At 58.4% G+C, this 16,709-nt stretch carries 15 protein-coding genes; 8 read left to right on the top strand and 7 right to left on the bottom strand.

Features of this window, described 5'->3' with window-relative positions:
- Positions 1-25: 25 nt before the first annotated feature.
- On the top strand, positions 26-1,366 hold the full coding sequence (locus tag ACP90_RS05255; RefSeq protein WP_055661245.1) for an HlyD family type I secretion periplasmic adaptor subunit: 1,341 nt from the start codon (positions 26-28) through the stop codon (positions 1,364-1,366).
- A gap of 163 nt (positions 1,367-1,529) precedes the next feature.
- Here the strand turns inward: ACP90_RS05255 and ACP90_RS05250 are convergent, their stop codons facing one another.
- The 4 genes from ACP90_RS05250 to ACP90_RS05235 form a co-directional block, all read right to left on the bottom strand.
- Positions 1,530-2,561 (bottom strand): glycine betaine/L-proline ABC transporter ATP-binding protein, encoded by a 1,032-nt coding sequence (locus ACP90_RS05250; RefSeq protein WP_055661244.1) that lies wholly within the window; start codon positions 2,559-2,561, stop codon positions 1,530-1,532.
- Entirely contained in the window at positions 2,554-3,438 is an 885-nt protein-coding gene (locus ACP90_RS05245; RefSeq protein WP_023003361.1) for a proline/glycine betaine ABC transporter permease, read from the bottom strand. The genes ACP90_RS05250 and ACP90_RS05245 overlap by 8 nt, the downstream gene beginning before the upstream one ends.
- Before the next feature lie 83 nt (positions 3,439-3,521).
- A complete protein-coding gene (locus ACP90_RS05240; RefSeq protein ID WP_062487133.1) occupies positions 3,522-4,514 on the bottom strand; it encodes an ABC transporter substrate-binding protein in 993 nt (330 codons plus the stop codon).
- Positions 4,515-4,992: 478 nt separating this feature from the next.
- Positions 4,993-5,865: a LysR family transcriptional regulator gene (locus ACP90_RS05235; protein ID WP_062487131.1), complete on the bottom strand. Its 873-nt coding sequence runs from the start codon at positions 5,863-5,865 to the stop codon at positions 4,993-4,995.
- A gap of 90 nt (positions 5,866-5,955) precedes the next feature.
- Here ACP90_RS05235 and ACP90_RS05230 point away from each other — a divergent pair, with 90 nt between their 5' ends.
- From ACP90_RS05230 to ACP90_RS05220, 3 genes are all read left to right on the top strand, one after another.
- A complete protein-coding gene (locus ACP90_RS05230; protein ID WP_023003365.1) occupies positions 5,956-6,369 on the top strand; it encodes a VOC family protein in 414 nt (137 codons plus the stop codon).
- Positions 6,366-7,313 carry a glyoxylate/hydroxypyruvate reductase A gene (locus ACP90_RS05225; RefSeq protein ID WP_062487130.1) on the top strand — a complete coding sequence of 316 codons (948 nt, stop codon included), beginning with the start codon at positions 6,366-6,368 and terminating at the stop codon, positions 7,311-7,313. Before ACP90_RS05230 ends, ACP90_RS05225 begins: the two co-directional genes overlap by 4 nt.
- A gap of 85 nt (positions 7,314-7,398) precedes the next feature.
- Positions 7,399-8,217 carry a sugar phosphate isomerase/epimerase family protein gene (locus ACP90_RS05220; protein ID WP_062487127.1) on the top strand — a complete coding sequence of 273 codons (819 nt, stop codon included), beginning with the start codon at positions 7,399-7,401 and terminating at the stop codon, positions 8,215-8,217.
- A gap of 125 nt (positions 8,218-8,342) precedes the next feature.
- Here the strand turns inward: ACP90_RS05220 and gndA are convergent, their stop codons facing one another.
- Both gndA and ACP90_RS05210 read right to left on the bottom strand, forming a co-directional pair.
- Positions 8,343-9,767 (bottom strand): NADP-dependent phosphogluconate dehydrogenase, encoded by a 1,425-nt coding sequence (gene gndA / locus ACP90_RS05215; RefSeq protein ID WP_208993459.1) that lies wholly within the window; start codon positions 9,765-9,767, stop codon positions 8,343-8,345.
- Between the two features lie 102 nt (positions 9,768-9,869).
- Positions 9,870-10,709 (bottom strand): LysR family transcriptional regulator, encoded by an 840-nt coding sequence (locus ACP90_RS05210; RefSeq protein ID WP_062487123.1) that lies wholly within the window; start codon positions 10,707-10,709, stop codon positions 9,870-9,872.
- A 103-nt stretch (positions 10,710-10,812) separates the two neighbouring features.
- Here ACP90_RS05210 and ACP90_RS05205 point away from each other — a divergent pair, with 103 nt between their 5' ends.
- The 4 genes from ACP90_RS05205 to ACP90_RS27885 all read left to right on the top strand — a co-directional run bounded on the left by ACP90_RS05205 (position 10,813) and on the right by ACP90_RS27885 (position 15,645).
- Positions 10,813-11,733 (top strand): MBL fold metallo-hydrolase, encoded by a 921-nt coding sequence (locus ACP90_RS05205; protein ID WP_062487122.1) that lies wholly within the window; start codon positions 10,813-10,815, stop codon positions 11,731-11,733.
- Positions 11,734-11,921: 188 nt separating this feature from the next.
- A complete protein-coding gene (locus tag ACP90_RS05200) occupies positions 11,922-12,902 on the top strand; it encodes an ABC transporter substrate-binding protein (RefSeq protein ID WP_062487120.1) in 981 nt (326 codons plus the stop codon).
- A 252-nt stretch (positions 12,903-13,154) separates the two neighbouring features.
- Entirely contained in the window at positions 13,155-14,855 is a 1,701-nt protein-coding gene (locus ACP90_RS05195) for an iron ABC transporter permease (protein ID WP_062491378.1), read from the top strand.
- Between the two features lie 43 nt (positions 14,856-14,898).
- Entirely contained in the window at positions 14,899-15,645 is a 747-nt protein-coding gene (locus ACP90_RS27885; protein ID WP_158514159.1) for an AbiV family abortive infection protein, read from the top strand.
- On the opposite strand, the gene ACP90_RS05185 is transcribed toward ACP90_RS27885, so the two are convergent.
- A complete protein-coding gene (locus tag ACP90_RS05185) occupies positions 15,617-16,663 on the bottom strand; it encodes an ABC transporter ATP-binding protein (protein WP_062487116.1) in 1,047 nt (348 codons plus the stop codon). The two genes, ACP90_RS27885 and ACP90_RS05185, sit on opposite strands and share 29 nt — an antisense overlap.
- Positions 16,664-16,709: the final 46 nt, after the last annotated feature.

Below are 16,709 nucleotides of genomic sequence, written 5' to 3'. Positions count from 1 at the left end.
CAAGACAACCGCCGAGGACTTTCCAATGGCAGCAAAAGACGATCCCGACACACTCCGCAAGGCGGTCTACGGCCGCGTCGGCCTTCCGCTGGAATTGGAAGACGGCGTGCCCCCAGCCTTTTATTCACGCCTCCTCATGGGACTGACCATCGCGACCGGCTTCCTGTTGCTGTGGGCTGCCATCGGCCAGATCCGGGAAGTGGCCAACACGATCGGGGAGATAGCGCCTGCCGGCCAGATTTTGAAAGTGGAGCACCTGGAAGGCGGCATCGTCTCGGAGATCCTTGTTGAGGAAGGCCAGCTGGTACAGGCCGGAGACCCACTCGCCCACCTGGAAAAACAGGATACGACCACGGAACTCGCCCGCATTCAAAGCCGTCTCAGCTATCTGGAACTTGAGGAACGCCGCCTGCTTGCACAGGAATACAGTGATGCCAACACCGTTGGCCTGCGCCTGGACCCGTCGGTGGATGGCCTGAGCACCCAGCAACGGGCGGCCTTGACCGCCAACCGCAAGGCGGTTGCCGACGAACAGGAAGCCTACACGGCGCGTGTCGCCCAGAGGCGTGCCGAAGTGGTCAGCCTGGAAGCACAGGTCGAACTTCAAAAATCACAAGTCGAACTGGAAAAGGAAAAATTCCAGATCCAGGAAGGTTTGCTGAAAGACGGCTACACGTCGCGTCGCCGCTTCCTGGAGGCCAAGGGGGATTTTCAGCGGTCGCAGGTCACATTGGAACAGCTGTTCGGCAATCTCGCACAGGCCCGTGAAATGCTGACCGAAGCCCAGGCCAGCCTCAGTCAGGCCGGCGCCGAAGTAAACCGGGATGTCGCCGACGAGCGCGCCAGGATTGCCCAGGAGCGCGACGAACTGAAACAGGAAATCGCCAAACTGAAAGACCGGCAGGACCGCCTGTTCGTGAAGGCACCGGTGGCAGGTTACGTCAAGAGCCTTGGCCCGACCGGTCGTGGGGCGGTCGTCAATCCCGGCGATCTGATAGCCGAGATCGTCCCCCTGTCCGAAAACCTCGTTGCCGAGGTGAAGGTCAATCCGAAGGACGTCGGCCATATCAACATCGGCGACAGGGCCGACATCACGATCACCAGCTACGACCCGAACATCTATGGCACCGTGGCTGCGGAAGTGGAGACCATTTCCGCCTCAAGTTTCCAGGACGAATTCGGCGAATACTACTTCAAGGCAACCCTCGCCTTTCCCGGCCAGGTCATCGGCGCCGGTTCGCACGAACGGCCGATCCGCCCCGGCATGCAGGTCAACGCTCAAGTGGTCACCGGATCGAAATCGATCCTCCTTTACCTGCTGCACCCTGTAACACGTGCGGCGCGAACGATCTTCACAGAGCGCTGACGTCGAGTTTTCCGGAAATCCTGAAGCCCCGGAAACACTCCGGGGCTTTTTCTTCTTGCAGGCACACCCAGGCTTCTGCCGGGAAAGAGTGGAGGTTGCCGCCCAGGATACAAAAAACCCCGGAGCGAACTCCGGGGTTTTGATGTTTTCACACTTCATTGGCTCAGTGGGTTGCCGGCGTCACCATCGCATAGATCGTGTCATGCACGTTGAGCACGCCGATCGGACGGCCATCGCTGTTGACGATGTTTGCCTCGCCCTCGCCCGTGTCGGCAAAGGTCCGGGCCGCTTCTTCCAGCAGGATGCCGCTGGAAATCGTCGGTCCGTTTTCCAGCGTCCGGGACGTATCCATGACCGTATCGACCAGGATCACCCGGCCACGGTTCACTTCCTTGACGAAGTCGGCAATGTAGGCGTCCGCAGGCTTCAGAACGATTTCCTGCCCGGTCCCCTGCTGCACAACTGCCCCGTCGCGCAGGATCGCGATCCTGTCGCCAAGGCGCAGCGCCTCGTCAAGATCGTGGGTGATGAAGACGATGGTCTTGTGCAGCTCTTCCTGAAGGTCGAGAAGCACGGTCTGCATGTCCATGCGGATAAGCGGGTCAAGCGCCGAGAACGCTTCGTCCATCAGCAGAATGTCAGCATCGTTGGTAAGCGCGCGCGCAAGCCCCACACGCTGCTGCATGCCGCCGGACAGCTGGTTGGGATAGTGGTTCTCGAACCCTTCCAGCCCGACGCGGGCAATCCAGCGGGCCGCACGCTCTTCGGCTTCCTTGACTGGCACACCCTGGATTTCCAGACCATAGATGGCGTTCTTCATCACCGTGCGGTGTGGCAGCAGCGCGAACTTCTGGAACACCATTGCCGTCTTGTGGCGGCGGAATTCCCGAAGCTCTGCCTGAGACATCTTGCAGACATCATCGTTGCCATAAAGCACTTCGCCATCGGTCGGGTCGATCAACCTGTTGATATGGCGGATCAAGGTGGATTTGCCCGAGCCGGAAAGGCCCATCACTACCTGGATCTTGCCACCCGGCATGGAGATGTTGATGTCGTTGAGGCCAAGCACATGGTTGAATTTCTCGTTCAACTCGGACTTGGATATGCCGTCCTTGACCTTCTTGACCATCTCCTTGCCGTTCGATCCGAAGATCTTGTAGAGATTCTTGATCTCGATACCTGTTGCCTCAGCCATGAACCACCTCCGAGTGTTTCTGAAGGCGCTTGCCGAAAGCCTGGGTTGCGCGGTCGAAGATGATGGCGATCGCGACGATGGACAGGCCGCTGAGCATACCTGCGGTCAGGTACTGGTTGTTAATGGCAACAAGCACTTCCTGCCCAAGTCCACGTACGCCGATCATGGAAGCAACAACAACCATGGAAAGCGACATCATGATGCACTGGTTGATCCCGGCCATGATGGTCGGCAAAGCCAACGGAAGCTGAACGTTCATCAGCTTCTGACGGGCGCTGGATCCAAAGGCATCAGCAGCTTCAAGCACATCCGTATCGACAAGCCGGATACCCAGATTTGTCAGGCGGATCATCGGCGGAATGGCGTAAATCACGACGGCTATCAGACCCGGGACCTTGCCGATACCGAAAATCATCACAACGGGAATGAGGTAGACGAAGCTCGGCATCGTCTGCATCAGGTCCAGGATCGGATTGACGAAACCCTGAACACGATCGGACCGCGCCATCACGATGCCGATCGGAATACCCAGAACAATTGCCAGCAAGGTGCATACGGTAACCATGGCGACGGTGCGCATGGTGTCTTCCCAGAGCCCGAACACCCCGATGAACACCAGGGCCAGTACCGTTCCGACCGTAACACTGATCTTGCGGCTCAAAAAGTAAACCGCCAGCGCGAAAACCGCGAGAATGATCGGCCAGGGCGAGTTGATCAGAAGGTTTTCGAGGAAGACCAGAAAATCTTGCAAGGGGTTGAAAAAGTTGTCGATATAGTCGCCGTAGGTTCTGGTGAAACCTCTGAACGAACCGTCGATTGTCTTCTTGATCGCCAGCAGGTCTGTTCGACCCAGCGATGGAAATTCTATCCAATCCATCTTTGTTGTCCCGATGGTTTAGTTTTTGCCCCAAATGGTTGGGGCCGCACCATTGGAGCGGCCCCTGTTGTTTCTTTTGCCTGTCAGAGCGCGGCTTTCACTTTTTCAGCGACTTCCGGGCTGACCCACTGGGTCCAGACATCTTCGAAGTTTTCGAGGAAATAGTATGCGCCATCTTCGTTGGCAGCCTGGTTGTCGGTCATCCAGGCAAGAACCTTGCCGGCCGTCCGGTTATCCCAGGTGCGGCCCTTGATGTAATCCATGGCCGGGCCTGCCTTGTTGGCGAAGTCGTCGGTGACGACGGTAAAGACTTCAGACTTCACCCAGGAGTTCGGCTTAGGCTCCGGGCAGTCCTCGATCACGGTGCAGGTGTCCCACTCTTCCTTGTCATGCGGGACTTCGAAGTCGAGCAGGGTCATGTCGTACTTGCCGAGGATCGCGGTCGGTGCCCAGTAGTAACCGAGCCAGCCTTCCTTGCGCTCGTTGGCTTTCGCCAACGCGCCGTCAAGACCGGCAGCGGAACCCGGATCGACCAGTTCGAAACCACCCTCGTCGAAGCCGAAGGCGCGGAACAGGTTGCCGGTGGTGATGCGGCAGTTCCAGCCTGCCGGGCAGGTGAAGAAGGCACCCTTGCTTTCGTCTTCAGCGCCGGGGAACAGTTCCGGATGTGCCAAGGCATCCTTGACGGTGTAGATGTCATGCTCTTCGGCGATATAGGTCGGGACCCAGAAGCCTTCGACGCCGCCTTCGTTCAGGATTTCACCGCCGATGATCAGGGAGCCTTCGGCAACTGCCTTGTCGAGAGGCTCGCGCACGGCGTTGATCCACAACTCCGGAGCCATGTCCGGTTCGCCTTTTTCATTCATGGAGGTGAATGTCGGCATGGTATCGCCACTCACCAGTTCAACGGTGCAGCCGTAGCCGTTTTCCAGAATGATCTTGTCGATCTGCGAAATAGCGCCTGCCGACGCCCAGTTCATTTCCGCAACGGTGACCGTGCCGCACTCTTCTGCCATGGCGGACGAGGCCATGCCGATAAGAGCGGTCGCGGCGACCGAGACAAACAACTTCTTCATGAGGATGCTCCTGTGCAGTCTGTTTGCTTGAGATTGAATTGGGCGCGGCGCGCGAAAGCTTCCGTGAAAGCAATCACCTCCCTGCGCGTCCAATGGAAAAGAATAACGAGTTGAGAACGGAATTGAGCCGTGAAGGCTTCTAGATTAAATCTTATTAATTCAGCCTTCATTTGACGCATATACGTTGTTCTTGCTCGAAATAAGCCTGACCGCCGTCTCTACTTGAGAAGAAGGTCATACTCGGTATTTGTACCGAGCTCAGGCCCAACGACCAATACAATTGCATTAAGAGGCTCCTAGCACAACAGTATAGTCGCAATTCTCATACCATTCATACGTCAAATTTCGTGAACATGCCTGCAAACGACATTTTAATGCCGGTATTCGTCATGACACATAATTTTCTTACTATGACAGTGATTCTTTTCACCCTTAAAAGGTGTTTAAACTCAATAAGATCAACCAGTAAGTGCTGAATTTAACCATGTGTACTGATGACCTGATCGCGCAACACCTTGTGCACGAGGTCGGCAAGTACCGGCGCGGCACAAGTGTGCTTTCGCAAGAAAACCATTTCGCGTCCGGCCCCGCCCTGAAGATCTTTCAAGGTCATCTCCGGACCATGCATCCGCAACCCTTGCCAGACGGGCAAAATCGCCTGTCCTGCTCCCTGAGACACCATCTGCGCGATCGTTTCCGGAGCATCGAGCTCACAAAGGATGTGTTCTTCGCCAACCAACACGCCAAAATCCGCCCAGAGTTTGCGGCCGCCCCACGATTGCCTGTCATAGACAATCCAGGGCAGTTTTCCGGCCTCGGTTTTGGATAGATCGCGTTCGGGCGGCAAGGCATGAACGATAGCCTGCGCCTCCAGTGTTCTGCAGATGATGTCCTTGGGCAATTCAAATGGGGCGGCAACCGTAATGGCCGCGTCCAGCGCCCCGCTGCGCAATCCTTCGTAAAGATCGGCCGACGTGCCGGGCCGAACGGTCAGCACCGCCTGAGGCGCCTTTTGCCGGAACTGCTGGATGACCGCGGGCACGTTGTCCGAAAGGGCCGTCGATACCGCCCCAAGCCGAAATGGACCGCTTAACCCATCAGAATCTATGCGGTTTGTCAGCTGCTCCGCGTCCCGCACAAGGCGACGTGCTGCGGGCAACAACCGGAAACAGGTATCGGTCGGCAGGGCTGCGTGTGCCGTTCGGTTGAGAAGCGTTGCCCCCAATTCGGCTTCCAGCACACGAATACGCTGGCTGACGGCGGCGGCCGTGAGCCCCTGCAGCCGCGCAGCCGCAGCAATGGATCCGGTTTCGGCAACGGCCAGCAGGCTTTCAAGAAATCGGGTATCCAAAACATTTTCCTTCGCTCAGAAGCAGAAAAACATCTTAAATGTTTTGAATCGGATCTGCTACTCAACATCCGTTTTCAAAGGAGCCGAGCGATGCAACCCTGTTTTCACCTTGCCTATCACGTAACCGATCTGGACGAAGCCCGCGCGTTCTACGGCGGCCTGCTTGGCTGCAAGGAAGGCCGCAGCACGCAGACCTGGGTCGACTTCAACTTCTTCGGCCATCAGGTGTCCCTCCATCTCGGCAAGCCTTTCGAGACGACCAACACCGGCAAGGTCGGCGATCACATGGTGCCGATGCCGCACCTGGGCGTGGTGCTGGACATGGAGACCTGGAAGACGCTTGCGCAAAAACTGACAGACGCTAACCTCGCCTTCGTCATCGCCCCGACCGTCCGGTTCGAGGGCCAACCCGGCGAGCAGAGCACCATGTTTTTCAAGGACCCTTCCGGCAACCCAATCGAAATCAAGGGCTTTGCCGATGAAGCCGGGGTTTTCGCCGCATGAGGCCCGTCGTTCCCTTTGTTTCCTCCGCAAGCCCTGATGAGCGCCAGAGCTGGCGCGAGGCACTGCCGAAGGCTCTCGACGGCATCGCCGACGTCAAGCTGTTCGAAGACCTGACGGAGGACCAACGATCCGAAGCGCGCGTTGCCATCGTCGCCAATCCCGACCCCGCCAATGTGGCGGCACTTCCCAATCTGGTCTGGGTACAAAGCCTGTGGGCCGGGGTGGAGCGCCTGATGGGTGAGCTTCCCGCAAACGGTCCGAAGATCGTCCGCCTGACGGATCCGCAAATGGCGGAAACCATGTCTGAAGCGGTTCTTGCCTGGACGCTTTACCTGCACAGGGGCATGCCCCGGTACATTGCCCAGCAGCGGCAGAAGGTCTGGCAGGATCATGCACTCGAACGCCCACAGGAACGCACGGTTGGTGTTCTGGGTCTTGGCAAGCTCGGCGCAGCGGCCGCCTTGCGGATGAAAGCCAACGGCTTCAACGTGCTCGGCTGGAGCCGTACCGAAAAATCAATTGAAGGCATAGTCTGCCGGCATGGCCGCGCCGGACTTCTGGAGGTGCTCGGCCAGTCGGATTTCATCGTCCTGCTGATGCCGCTGACGGATGAAACACGCGGATTGCTCGGCCAGGACGAGCTGAGCGCCTGCAAGAAGGGCGCTGCGATCATCAACTTCGCCCGAGGCCCTATTATCGACACTGCCGCTCTCATCAACAAACTCGACAACGGCCCGCTCGGCCATGCCGTTCTCGACGTCTTCGATGAAGAGCCCCTGCCACCGTCAAGTCCGCTGTGGGATCATGACAAGGTCACGGTGCTGCCGCACATATCCGCCCCGACCATCATCAGCACAGCGTCCAGGATCGTGGCAGACAACATCGGCCGGTATTACGAAGACGGTACGATTCCCCCAGCCGTCGACCGGGAACGTGGATACTGAAATTTGATCCGCTCTCCGTCGCAATAGTGTCAAGGATCAGCCTCTAATCAGGCGACAACCGTTTCGTCTCCTTCAAAGGTGTTTCATGACCGATCTTCCAATTCTTGGTGCCGCGCTGACAGTTGACGCGCTGGAAACCCATCGCAATCTGATGCTGGACAAACCGCGGGATCTGGAACTTCAGGACTTCTGGCCGGCCGAAGTGCTGAACGGTGACTGGAAACCGATTGTCGAGAAGGCCCAAAAACTGCTGGACGGCCATCAAGGCCGTGTCGGCATTCACGGCCCCTTCTTTGGCTTCACCGTCGACAGCATGGACGTGGATGTCCGCGAGATCGTACGCAAGCGCCTGTTGCAAGGGCTGGAAGTCTGCGAGGCACTGGGCGGCACCCACATGGTCGTGCACAGCCCCTATACGACCTGGGACTTCAACAACCTCGACAATTATGAAAATGCCCGGCAGCGCAAGATAGAGCTCTGTCACCTGACCATGAGCGACGCAGTCAAGCGGGCAGAAGATATCGGCTGCGAACTCGTCATCGAGAACATCGAGGACAAGGACCCTTATGCCCGGATAGAGCTTGCCGAGAGCTTCGGTTCACAGGCGGTGAAAATCTCTATCGATACCGGACACGCTCACTATGCTCATGGCACAACTGACGCTCCGCCCGTCGATTACTACGTCAAGGCCGCCGGCAATCGTCTGCGCCATATCCACCTGCAGGACGCGGATGGATACGCCGACCGCCACTGGACGCTTGGGCAGGGCACCATCAACTGGCACTCCGTGTTCGGCGCGCTTTCCAAACTCGAGAGTGATCCGCGCCTGATCATCGAACTGCGCGACCATTCCGGCCTGCCGGCGTCAATTGCCAACATGGCGGCACTTGGACTGGCGCAGTAACCAGCAGGATGGCACTGCGAGGCGGCGCATATCCGTGCGCCGTCATTGCGGACAAGTGCTTCGCAGGGCACACGCCGAGCCGCAGTGACGCCCAGGCGCAAGCCTGAGCGTCTGATTTTTTGGCCTCAGCCCATCGCCCAGGGGCCGTGGTAGCCGCCGCCGTCCTTGTCGGTGCGTTCAAAGCCATGCGCGCCGAAGAAATCGCGCTGGCCCTGAAGCAGGTTTGCGGTGGAACGGCCTGTGCGCATGATGTCGAAATAGGACAGCGCCGCCGAAAGGGCCGGTACCGGCAGACCATGCAGCGCGGACTGGGCAACGACCTGGCGAAGCATCGCTTCGGTTTCCTTCAGCTTTGCCGAGAAGAACGGCGCCAGCATCAGGTTGCGTTCAGCATCGTCGGATAGTGCGGACGACATGTCGTTCAGCATGGACGAGCGAATGATGCAGCCGTTACGCCAGATCTTGGCGATTTCCGGCAGGGGCATTGCCCAGCCATATTGTTTGGCCGCTTCCAGGATCAGACCGAAGCCTTGCGCATAACAGATGATCTTGCCGGCAACGAGAGCTGCTTCCAGCGCATCGATCGTCACGGCCTCGCGGTCCATGCCGCTGGGAGCCGCGCCAAATTCGGCTTCGCCTTCCTTGCGCTCCTCATACCGCGCGGACATGTTGCGCACGGCAACGGCCGCCTCGATGGCGCTTGCCGGGGTGCCCAGCATCAGTGCCTCGATGGCCGTCCAGCGACCGGTGCCTTTCTGGCCGGCCTTGTCCAGAATGATGTCGAGCATCGGTCTGCCGGTGTCCGGATCCGCCGTCTTGGCAACCTTGCCGGAAATCTCGATCAGGTAGGACTGCAGGATGCCGCCATTCCACTTCTCGAAGACATCCCCGATCTCTGAAGCCGACATGCCGAAACCGTCGCGCATGACGCCGTAGACCTCGGCAATCATCTGCATGTCGGCATATTCGATGCCGTTGTGGACGGTCTTGACCAGATGACCCGCGCCCGCTTCACCCAGAAAGGCCGCGCAGGGCGTTTCTTCGTGTTTGGCGGAAATCGCTTCCAGAATATGGCCGACCTGATCCCAGGCGTCCTTCGCACCGCCGCCCATGATGGACGGACCGAAGCGTGCGCCTTCCTCGCCACCGGAAACACCGATCCCCATGAAGCGAGGGCCTTTTTCGGCAGCTTCCGCCGCGCGGCGGTTCGTGTCGTGGTAATTGGCATTGCCCGCATCGATGATGAGATCACCTGCATCGAGCAGCGGCCGCAGAGCCTCGATCTGTGCATCGACCGCTTCACCGGCCGGAACCATCAGGATGACCGCGCGCGGGGTCTTGATGGATGCAACGAAGTCTTCCAGCGTCTTGGTCGGAACCAGTTTCGGCGCGAGTTCCCCGGCCTTCGCCATGAATTGGTCGGTCTTCTCCGTGGTCCGGTTGAACACCGCGATCTGAAAGCCATGTTCGGCAATATTGAGCGCAAGGTTGCCACCCATGGTACCGAGACCGATCAGGCCGATTTCCGCGGCCGCGCCGTTTGAGCTCATGAACATGCCTTTCATAAATCGATTAATGTCTGGTGGGGCGGTGATAGCCGACAAGCTGCCCAACGGCAATGTCTGGTTGGTGCAAGACCGTGTAAAATCCGATCAGCCGAAAGCACTTGCCAGATGATCCACCAGCAGGCGAACGCGCTTGGGGATGAACCGTCGTGACGGCAGGACCGCAAAGAGCGGCAACTCCGGCAAATCGACCGGACACGCAGCCTCGGCCAACCGTCCATCCGCCAGGAAATCGGCACACATCGATTTCGGCAAGATACCCGCCACACCGCCATTCAGCACCAGGGCCAGCGCAAGCTGCAGGTTCCGCGTCCTGTAAACAGGGGCGCCTCCTCCTTGCCCAGCCTCCATCAGCACTTCGGCGGGATCGATCACCCGTCCTGACGTCAACAGCTCGCCGAACGACGCCTCTTCCAAGAGCTCCGGCCGGGCAACAAGAACAAGGAAACTGGAGGCGATCTTCCGGACGATGACACTTTCCGATGCAACCCGGTTGCCGCGGAGGGCGAAGTCGAACCGCTCGCCGGTCAGATCAACGGGGCGATCGCTGACATGCACTTCGATCCGGACTTCCGGATATCGCAAATTGAAGCTGGCCATCGCCTCTGCCAGAACATCCAGCGGCAGGTCGACCGGGACGGACACACGCACCATCCCCTGCGGTGCCTGCGCCGATTTCAGCTGTTCTCCGGCCTCCTCCAGATCCCGCAAGGCCGGCTGCACCTTTTCCCGGTAGGCCTCGCCTTCCATCGTCAGGCGCACCTGCCTGGTCGTGCGCTGGAACAGGGCGACGCCAAGCTCTTCCTCCAGTGCCTTGATACGAGCCGTCACTGTCGACCTCGGCAAGTCGAGCTGCCGGGCGGCAGCAGCGAAACTGCCAAGACCGGCCACTTCAACAAAGGTTTCCAGATGTGCCAACGTTGTCATTGCGCGATATTTTCAGCCAGACTGTTCATTTTTATACAGCTACACCGAACAATATCTACGGTCTACCTACAACGGACCATCAAAGGTCCCAAGAGGTATTCCCATGAAACGGCGCAGTTTTCTGAAGTCAGCCGGCACCATGTCGCTGGCTGTTCCGGCAATCTTGACCAGTGTTTCGTCCGCTCCCGCAAGAACCGCAACAGGATCTCCCCGGCTCGACATCACCTGGCTCGGCGGTGCAACCATGCTTATCGAATGCGAGGACCTCACCCTCCTGACCGACCCGGCTTTCGGCGAAGGTGAGGAAGCGTTCCGCATGGGTGCTCCCAACGAGATGTTCGATCTCGCCACGGGACCCGATGTGGTTACACACAAACGGCTGACCCCGTTTCACGGTGTCGATCTTTCCAGAGTGGATCAAGTCCTGCTGTCCCACCTGCATGAAGATCATTTCGACCAGACGGCGGAAAGCGCAATTGCCCCCGACATGCCATTCCTCGTTCCCTCTCATGACCGGGAGCGATTGACCGCAAAGGGGTTCACGCAGGTTCAGGTCGCCGACTGGATGAAACCTCACGTGATCACCAAGGGCGACGTCACGCTCTCGCTGACTGCACTACCTGCCGAACACTCGGAAAACCCGGAGATTGCCTCGCTGCTTGGCCCAGGCAACGGCTACTGGCTGGAGATCCGCCAGGGCGACTGGGCAAAGTCTGTCTATTGGACCGGTGATACCTTCCCGACGCCAAATGTCCTCGACGCGCTCAAGGGTTTCGGATCGCCGGACGTGTTCATTCCACATCTTGGCGGCGTCGGCACTTCAGGACCTCTCGGGCAGATCAGCATGGGCGCTAATCATGCCGCCGATTTCGTGGATAAGCTCCGGCCTGGCAAGGTACTGCCGATCCATCACTCCACTTACGCGCTTTATCTTGAACCTGTCACCGGCCTGCCGATTGCGCTTGCCGGCAAGACGCAAGGACTGGATCTTGTTTCGGAAGGCACCTGCGTAAGTTACGTCTGACCACGAAAACAACGGAGCACCGGCGTCTCCAAAGGAGATGCCGACTGCCGCAAACGCCTCCCACGACTAAACTTAGCCGGCAAAATTACCCGTAAAAATACCCGCAGCCTGAATAAAACTGTCATGTAGAGCTGATAGGCGATTTTCATCCGCAACCCTTTTGCTGCTCTGTGCAAAGGATCTGTCACATGAAAAAGCTTCTGATTGCAGCCGGCCTCCTGGCCGCGGCATCCGCCTCCGCTTACGCCGACGATGTTACCGGCAAGCTCGTGCTCTACACCTCCCAGCCGAACGCCGACGCCCAGGCAACCGTCGATGCCTTCACCGCGGCGCATCCGGGCGTTGAGGTCGAGTGGGTCCGTGACGGCACCACCAAGATCATGGCGAAGCTGCTGGCCGAATTCGAAGCCGGTGCGCCGAAGCCGGACGTACTGCTGATCGCCGACATGGTGACCATGGAGAGCCTGAAGCAGGAAGGTCGTCTGATGGCGCATGAGGCGGCCGACGTTTCCGCCTACGATCCGGCGATCATGGACAAGGACAAGAGCTACTTCTCCACCAAGCTGATCACCACCGGCATCATGTACAACACCAACGCGCCGATGAAGCCGACCTCCTACAAGGATCTCCTGAAGCCGGAAGCAAAGAACAAGCTGGCCATGCCGTCGCCGCTGACCTCCGGCGCCGCGACCATCCACATGACTGCGCTGACTTCCAACCCGGAGCTTGGCTGGGCCTATTACGAAGGCCTCGCAGACCAGGGCGCCAACCCGCAGGGCGGCAATGGCGGCGTCTACAAGGCGATTGCCGGTGGCGAAAAACTCTACGGCTTCGTCGTCGACTTCCTGCCGATCCGCGAAAAGGTAAAAGGCGCACCGGTTGAGTTCGTCTTCCCGGAAGAAGGCGTCTCCGCCGTCACCGAGCCGGTTGCGATCCTCTCCACTGCCCAGAACCCGGATGCCGCAAAGGCATTTGTCGACTTCCTGATTTCCGAAGACGGTCAGAAGCTTGCCGCATCCCAGGGCTATCTGCCGGCGCACCCGGGCGTCCCGGCTCCGGAGGGCTTCCCCGCGCGCGACCAGATCAAGCTCATGGATTTCGATCCGGCCAAGGCCCTGGAACAGGACCAGGCCGACAAGATGAAATTCTCCGAAATCTTCGGCGGGTAAGGCCAACGCCTCCTTTCGACAACGGGCAGCGTGGCGGAAGCCTCGCTGCTTTTTTCCGTTCCCCCGTCATTCCGGACAAATGCAGCTTTGCTCATGCTGATCCGGAATCCAGACATCAGCACGAGCAAAGCGAATACTGTTCCGTTTGGAATTTGGCCGCGCCTAAGGAGCGAAACATGTCTGGATTCCGGATCATCGCTCGGCTACGCCTCACTTGTCCGGAATGACTGCGAGAAGCAACGGCAAATCCCTGTGCAGCTATCGAAGCTTTCTGAAAAGACCACCCTCCTCGCGCTTGTGCTTGGTGCAACGCTGATCTGCGGGCTGCCGCTGTTGCTTTTGTTCAAGACCGGACTGACGGGTGATGGCGGTCTCGACCTCGGCCCGTTGACGGAAGCCGTGCAGAGCCGGTCGGTCCGAAGCGCACTTTGGCATTCCGTAGAGAGCAGTTTCTTGTCGGCACTGGCAGCAACCGCGCTCGGCACCCTGCTCGCACTCCTGATCGGCCTCACCGATATTCGCGCCAAGGGCCTGCTGGTCTTCCTGATCCTGCTGCCGATGATGATCCCGCCGCATGTAACGGCAATTGCCTGGATACAGGCGCTCGGCCCGGGCAGTCCGGTGTTGCGCTGGCTTGGGCTGGCTCCGGAACTCGGCTCTACCCACCCTCTCTACTCCCGTGAAGGCCTCGTCCTGCTGCTGACCCTGCAGCATAGCCCGCTGGTGTTCCTGCTTGTCCGTGCCGCGTTGAGGTCGTTTCCACGCGAACTCTCAGACGCAGCCCGCGTTTCCGGCTCCGGAAGCCTCTTGATGTTGCGCAGGATCACCTTGCCGTTGCTCGCGCCATCCCTGCTGGCCGGTTTTGCGCTCGCCTTTGTTGCCGCACTTGGCAATTTCGGCATCAATGCCCTGATCGGCATTCCGGCACGCTACACCACGTTGCCCGTTCTGGTCTGGCGGAGGCTGGCAAGCTTCGGTCCGGATGTCCTGCCAAACGTGGCGGTAATTTCCGTTATCCTGGCCGTTGTCGCCCTTGCTGCGATCCTGCTGCAAGGTGTGCTGCAGCGGCGCCTGCGCACCAGCCTCATCGGTCTGCCGCAAGATCCTCTGGCGATCTCCCTTGGCCGTAAGCGTCCCTTTGTGGAAGCCACTCTCTGGCTGTTCGTCGCCTTCGTGCTGCTGTTGCCGGCAACCTCGTTGCTGGCGACCTCGCTGGTCCGCACTTACGGCCTGCCGCTGTCTGCGGAAACCCTGACACTCGAAAACTTCACCGAGGTGCTCTGGCGCCAGTCCGTCACGCTCAGGGCCTTCGCCAACTCAACTCTCGTTGCCGGGGTTGCCGCACTTGTCATTGCTGTCATCAGCCTGTTCCTGGCCTATTTCCTCGCCCATCGGAAGCCGGCTCACAGAACCTGGGCGAGCCTTGCGCTCACACAGTCGGAAATCGCCTTTGCCGTGCCCGGCCTGGTGATGTCGATCGCCTTCATCCTGGCATTCATCCGCCCCCTGCCGGTATTGAACATCTCGCTCTACGGCACCCTCTGGATAATCCTGATTGCCTATGTCTCCGTTTTCCTGGCGGTGGGCCTGAAACCGGTTGCCGCCGCCTTCCTGCAAATGGATGGTTCATTGGAAGATGCGGCTCGGGTGGCTGGCGCCGGGTTCTACCGGCGCATGACAAGGATCTTCACCCCGCTCGCAGCTCCTGCGGCTGCCTCCGGTGCAATTCTAGTGTTCCTGACCGCTTACAACGAGGTCACGGTCTCCGCCCTGCTCTGGTCCACCGGCAACGAGACCATCGGCACGACAATCTTCAACTACGAAGACGGCGGCTACACTACGCTTGCGGCCGCCATGTCGGTTGTGGTCGTCGCCGCAACGATTTTGATCATGCTGACAATGAATGCGCTCGCGAAGCGGGTACCGGCAGGGACGATCCCCTGGAAGGATTGATGTGTTAGTATCATTCCTAAGCCATGAAACGGGATTGGTTCACGTGCAGCACATCGAACAAACACTCAACAGTATTTATTCGAACATCGTAGACCTTAACTTGGAAGCGAAGAATCTACAAAGAAGAAAGAAATTCGCCTTCAGCGTACATCTATCTATCGCCTGCCTTGAAGAGTGTTCAAAGTATATAATCGTATTTTGCAAAAATCATCTAGACGAGAGTGTCTACAAAAAGCGTTTCCAGCATCTTACAAAGCATAGAATCTCGACTTCTTTTTATTATATTCTAGGCCAAATTCAGGTGCTAAATGTTGTTGAGATTGCGAAAGAGCGCGTGGACGAAAAACACAAAAAAATCTTGGAAACTCTTTCTGGACTTCTCTCCGTAACGATAGAACGTGGCACTCCGGCAAATACTGCCAATGCGATATTAGAAATTCTTTCACAAAACAAAGACGAGGCAGTTGAAACCCAAAGAAAGAAATTCGTATCAGAGGTAGAGCACCTCAGAACATCGTCGCTTTATGTCGATGTGGCTAACGAGGCCTCAATTATATCCACGCCCAAAGAGATAGAAAAATCGACATCTAGCCGGTATCTGGAAATGTGCGGCGTAAGTATATCGATAATAAATTTCTTGAGAAATAGCGAAATGACGGGGCAGGAAACTATTTCTTCTTTGCCATATAAAATAAGAAAAACCATTGAATACGAATCGAAACAACACACAGAAGATTTGCTCAAAAGATTAAGTAGCGCGCCTACTCCGGCAACACCCAGCCGCGCATGATATCGAGCTGCAGGAGCTCGCCAGGGTCCGCCTTTCGGTGAAGCACCATGAGAAGCGGCTGCGAAAGGCCTTCGAGACGGACGAAGACTTCCCAATAGCCACCCCGGTAGATCGTCCGTTCGACCGTTGCCTCGAAGCCGGAAGTGCCCGTTGCGAGCACCAGATGTTCCGGCCTGAGCAACAACGTTGCTGGGCCAGAACCTGTTTGGTCAGGACAATCGACGACCGCGATGACATTGCCGAAGCGCACTTGCGCCTTGCCGTTTTCAACTCTCAGCACATCCACCGGAACGAGGGTGCTGCGGCCGATGAAACCGGCGACCTTCTTCGAATTCGGACGGCGGTAAAGCGTGTCGGGATCGTCCGCCTGAAGGATGCTGCCATCCCACATCACCGCCACCTTGTCGGCAAGGGCCATTGCCTCGCGCTGGTCGTGCGTAATGAAAAGCGTCGTCGCGCCGCTCGCCCTGTGGAATGCCGCCAGCTCTTCTTCCATCGTGCTGCGCAGATGCGGATCGAGATTGGCGAGAGGCTCGTCCATCAGGACGGTGCGCGCGCCCTGCGCCAGGCACCGCGCCAGAGCCACCCGTTGGCGTTGACCACCGGAAAGTTCGGCCGGCTTGCGCTGCCGGAACGGTGTCAGAGCCACCGTTTCCAGGCACTCCGCCACACGGGCCGCCACCGCACTCCGCGTTTCTCCCGCCGTCTCCAGTGGAAAGGCGACATTGGCGGCAACATTCATGTGCGGCCACAGCGCATAGGACTGAAACACCACACCCACCTGGCGCTGCTCGGGCGGCAGATGCAGGCCCTTGCCGGCAACGGCCTGCCCACTGAGTTTGATCTCTCCCGCATCGACCGGCTCCAGCCCGGCAATGGCACGCAGCAAGGTCGACTTGCCGCAACCGGACGGGCCGAGAACCACGAAAAACGTGCCGTCCTCAATCGAAAGGGACACGCTGTTCAGCGCCTTGTGGGCATCGAAGGACTTGGAAACGGAAGCAAGCTGGATGGACATGCCTCCCGTTAGCCTTCTCCCATGACAGATTGATTACAACTGCTGC

It is taken from the genome of Labrenzia sp. CP4, assembly GCF_001579905.1.
Taxonomy (GTDB): Bacteria; Pseudomonadota; Alphaproteobacteria; order Rhizobiales; family Stappiaceae; genus Roseibium; species Roseibium algicola.
Note: the sequence above shows the minus strand (reverse complement) of the source record. Positions and strands in the feature narration are given on the sequence as shown.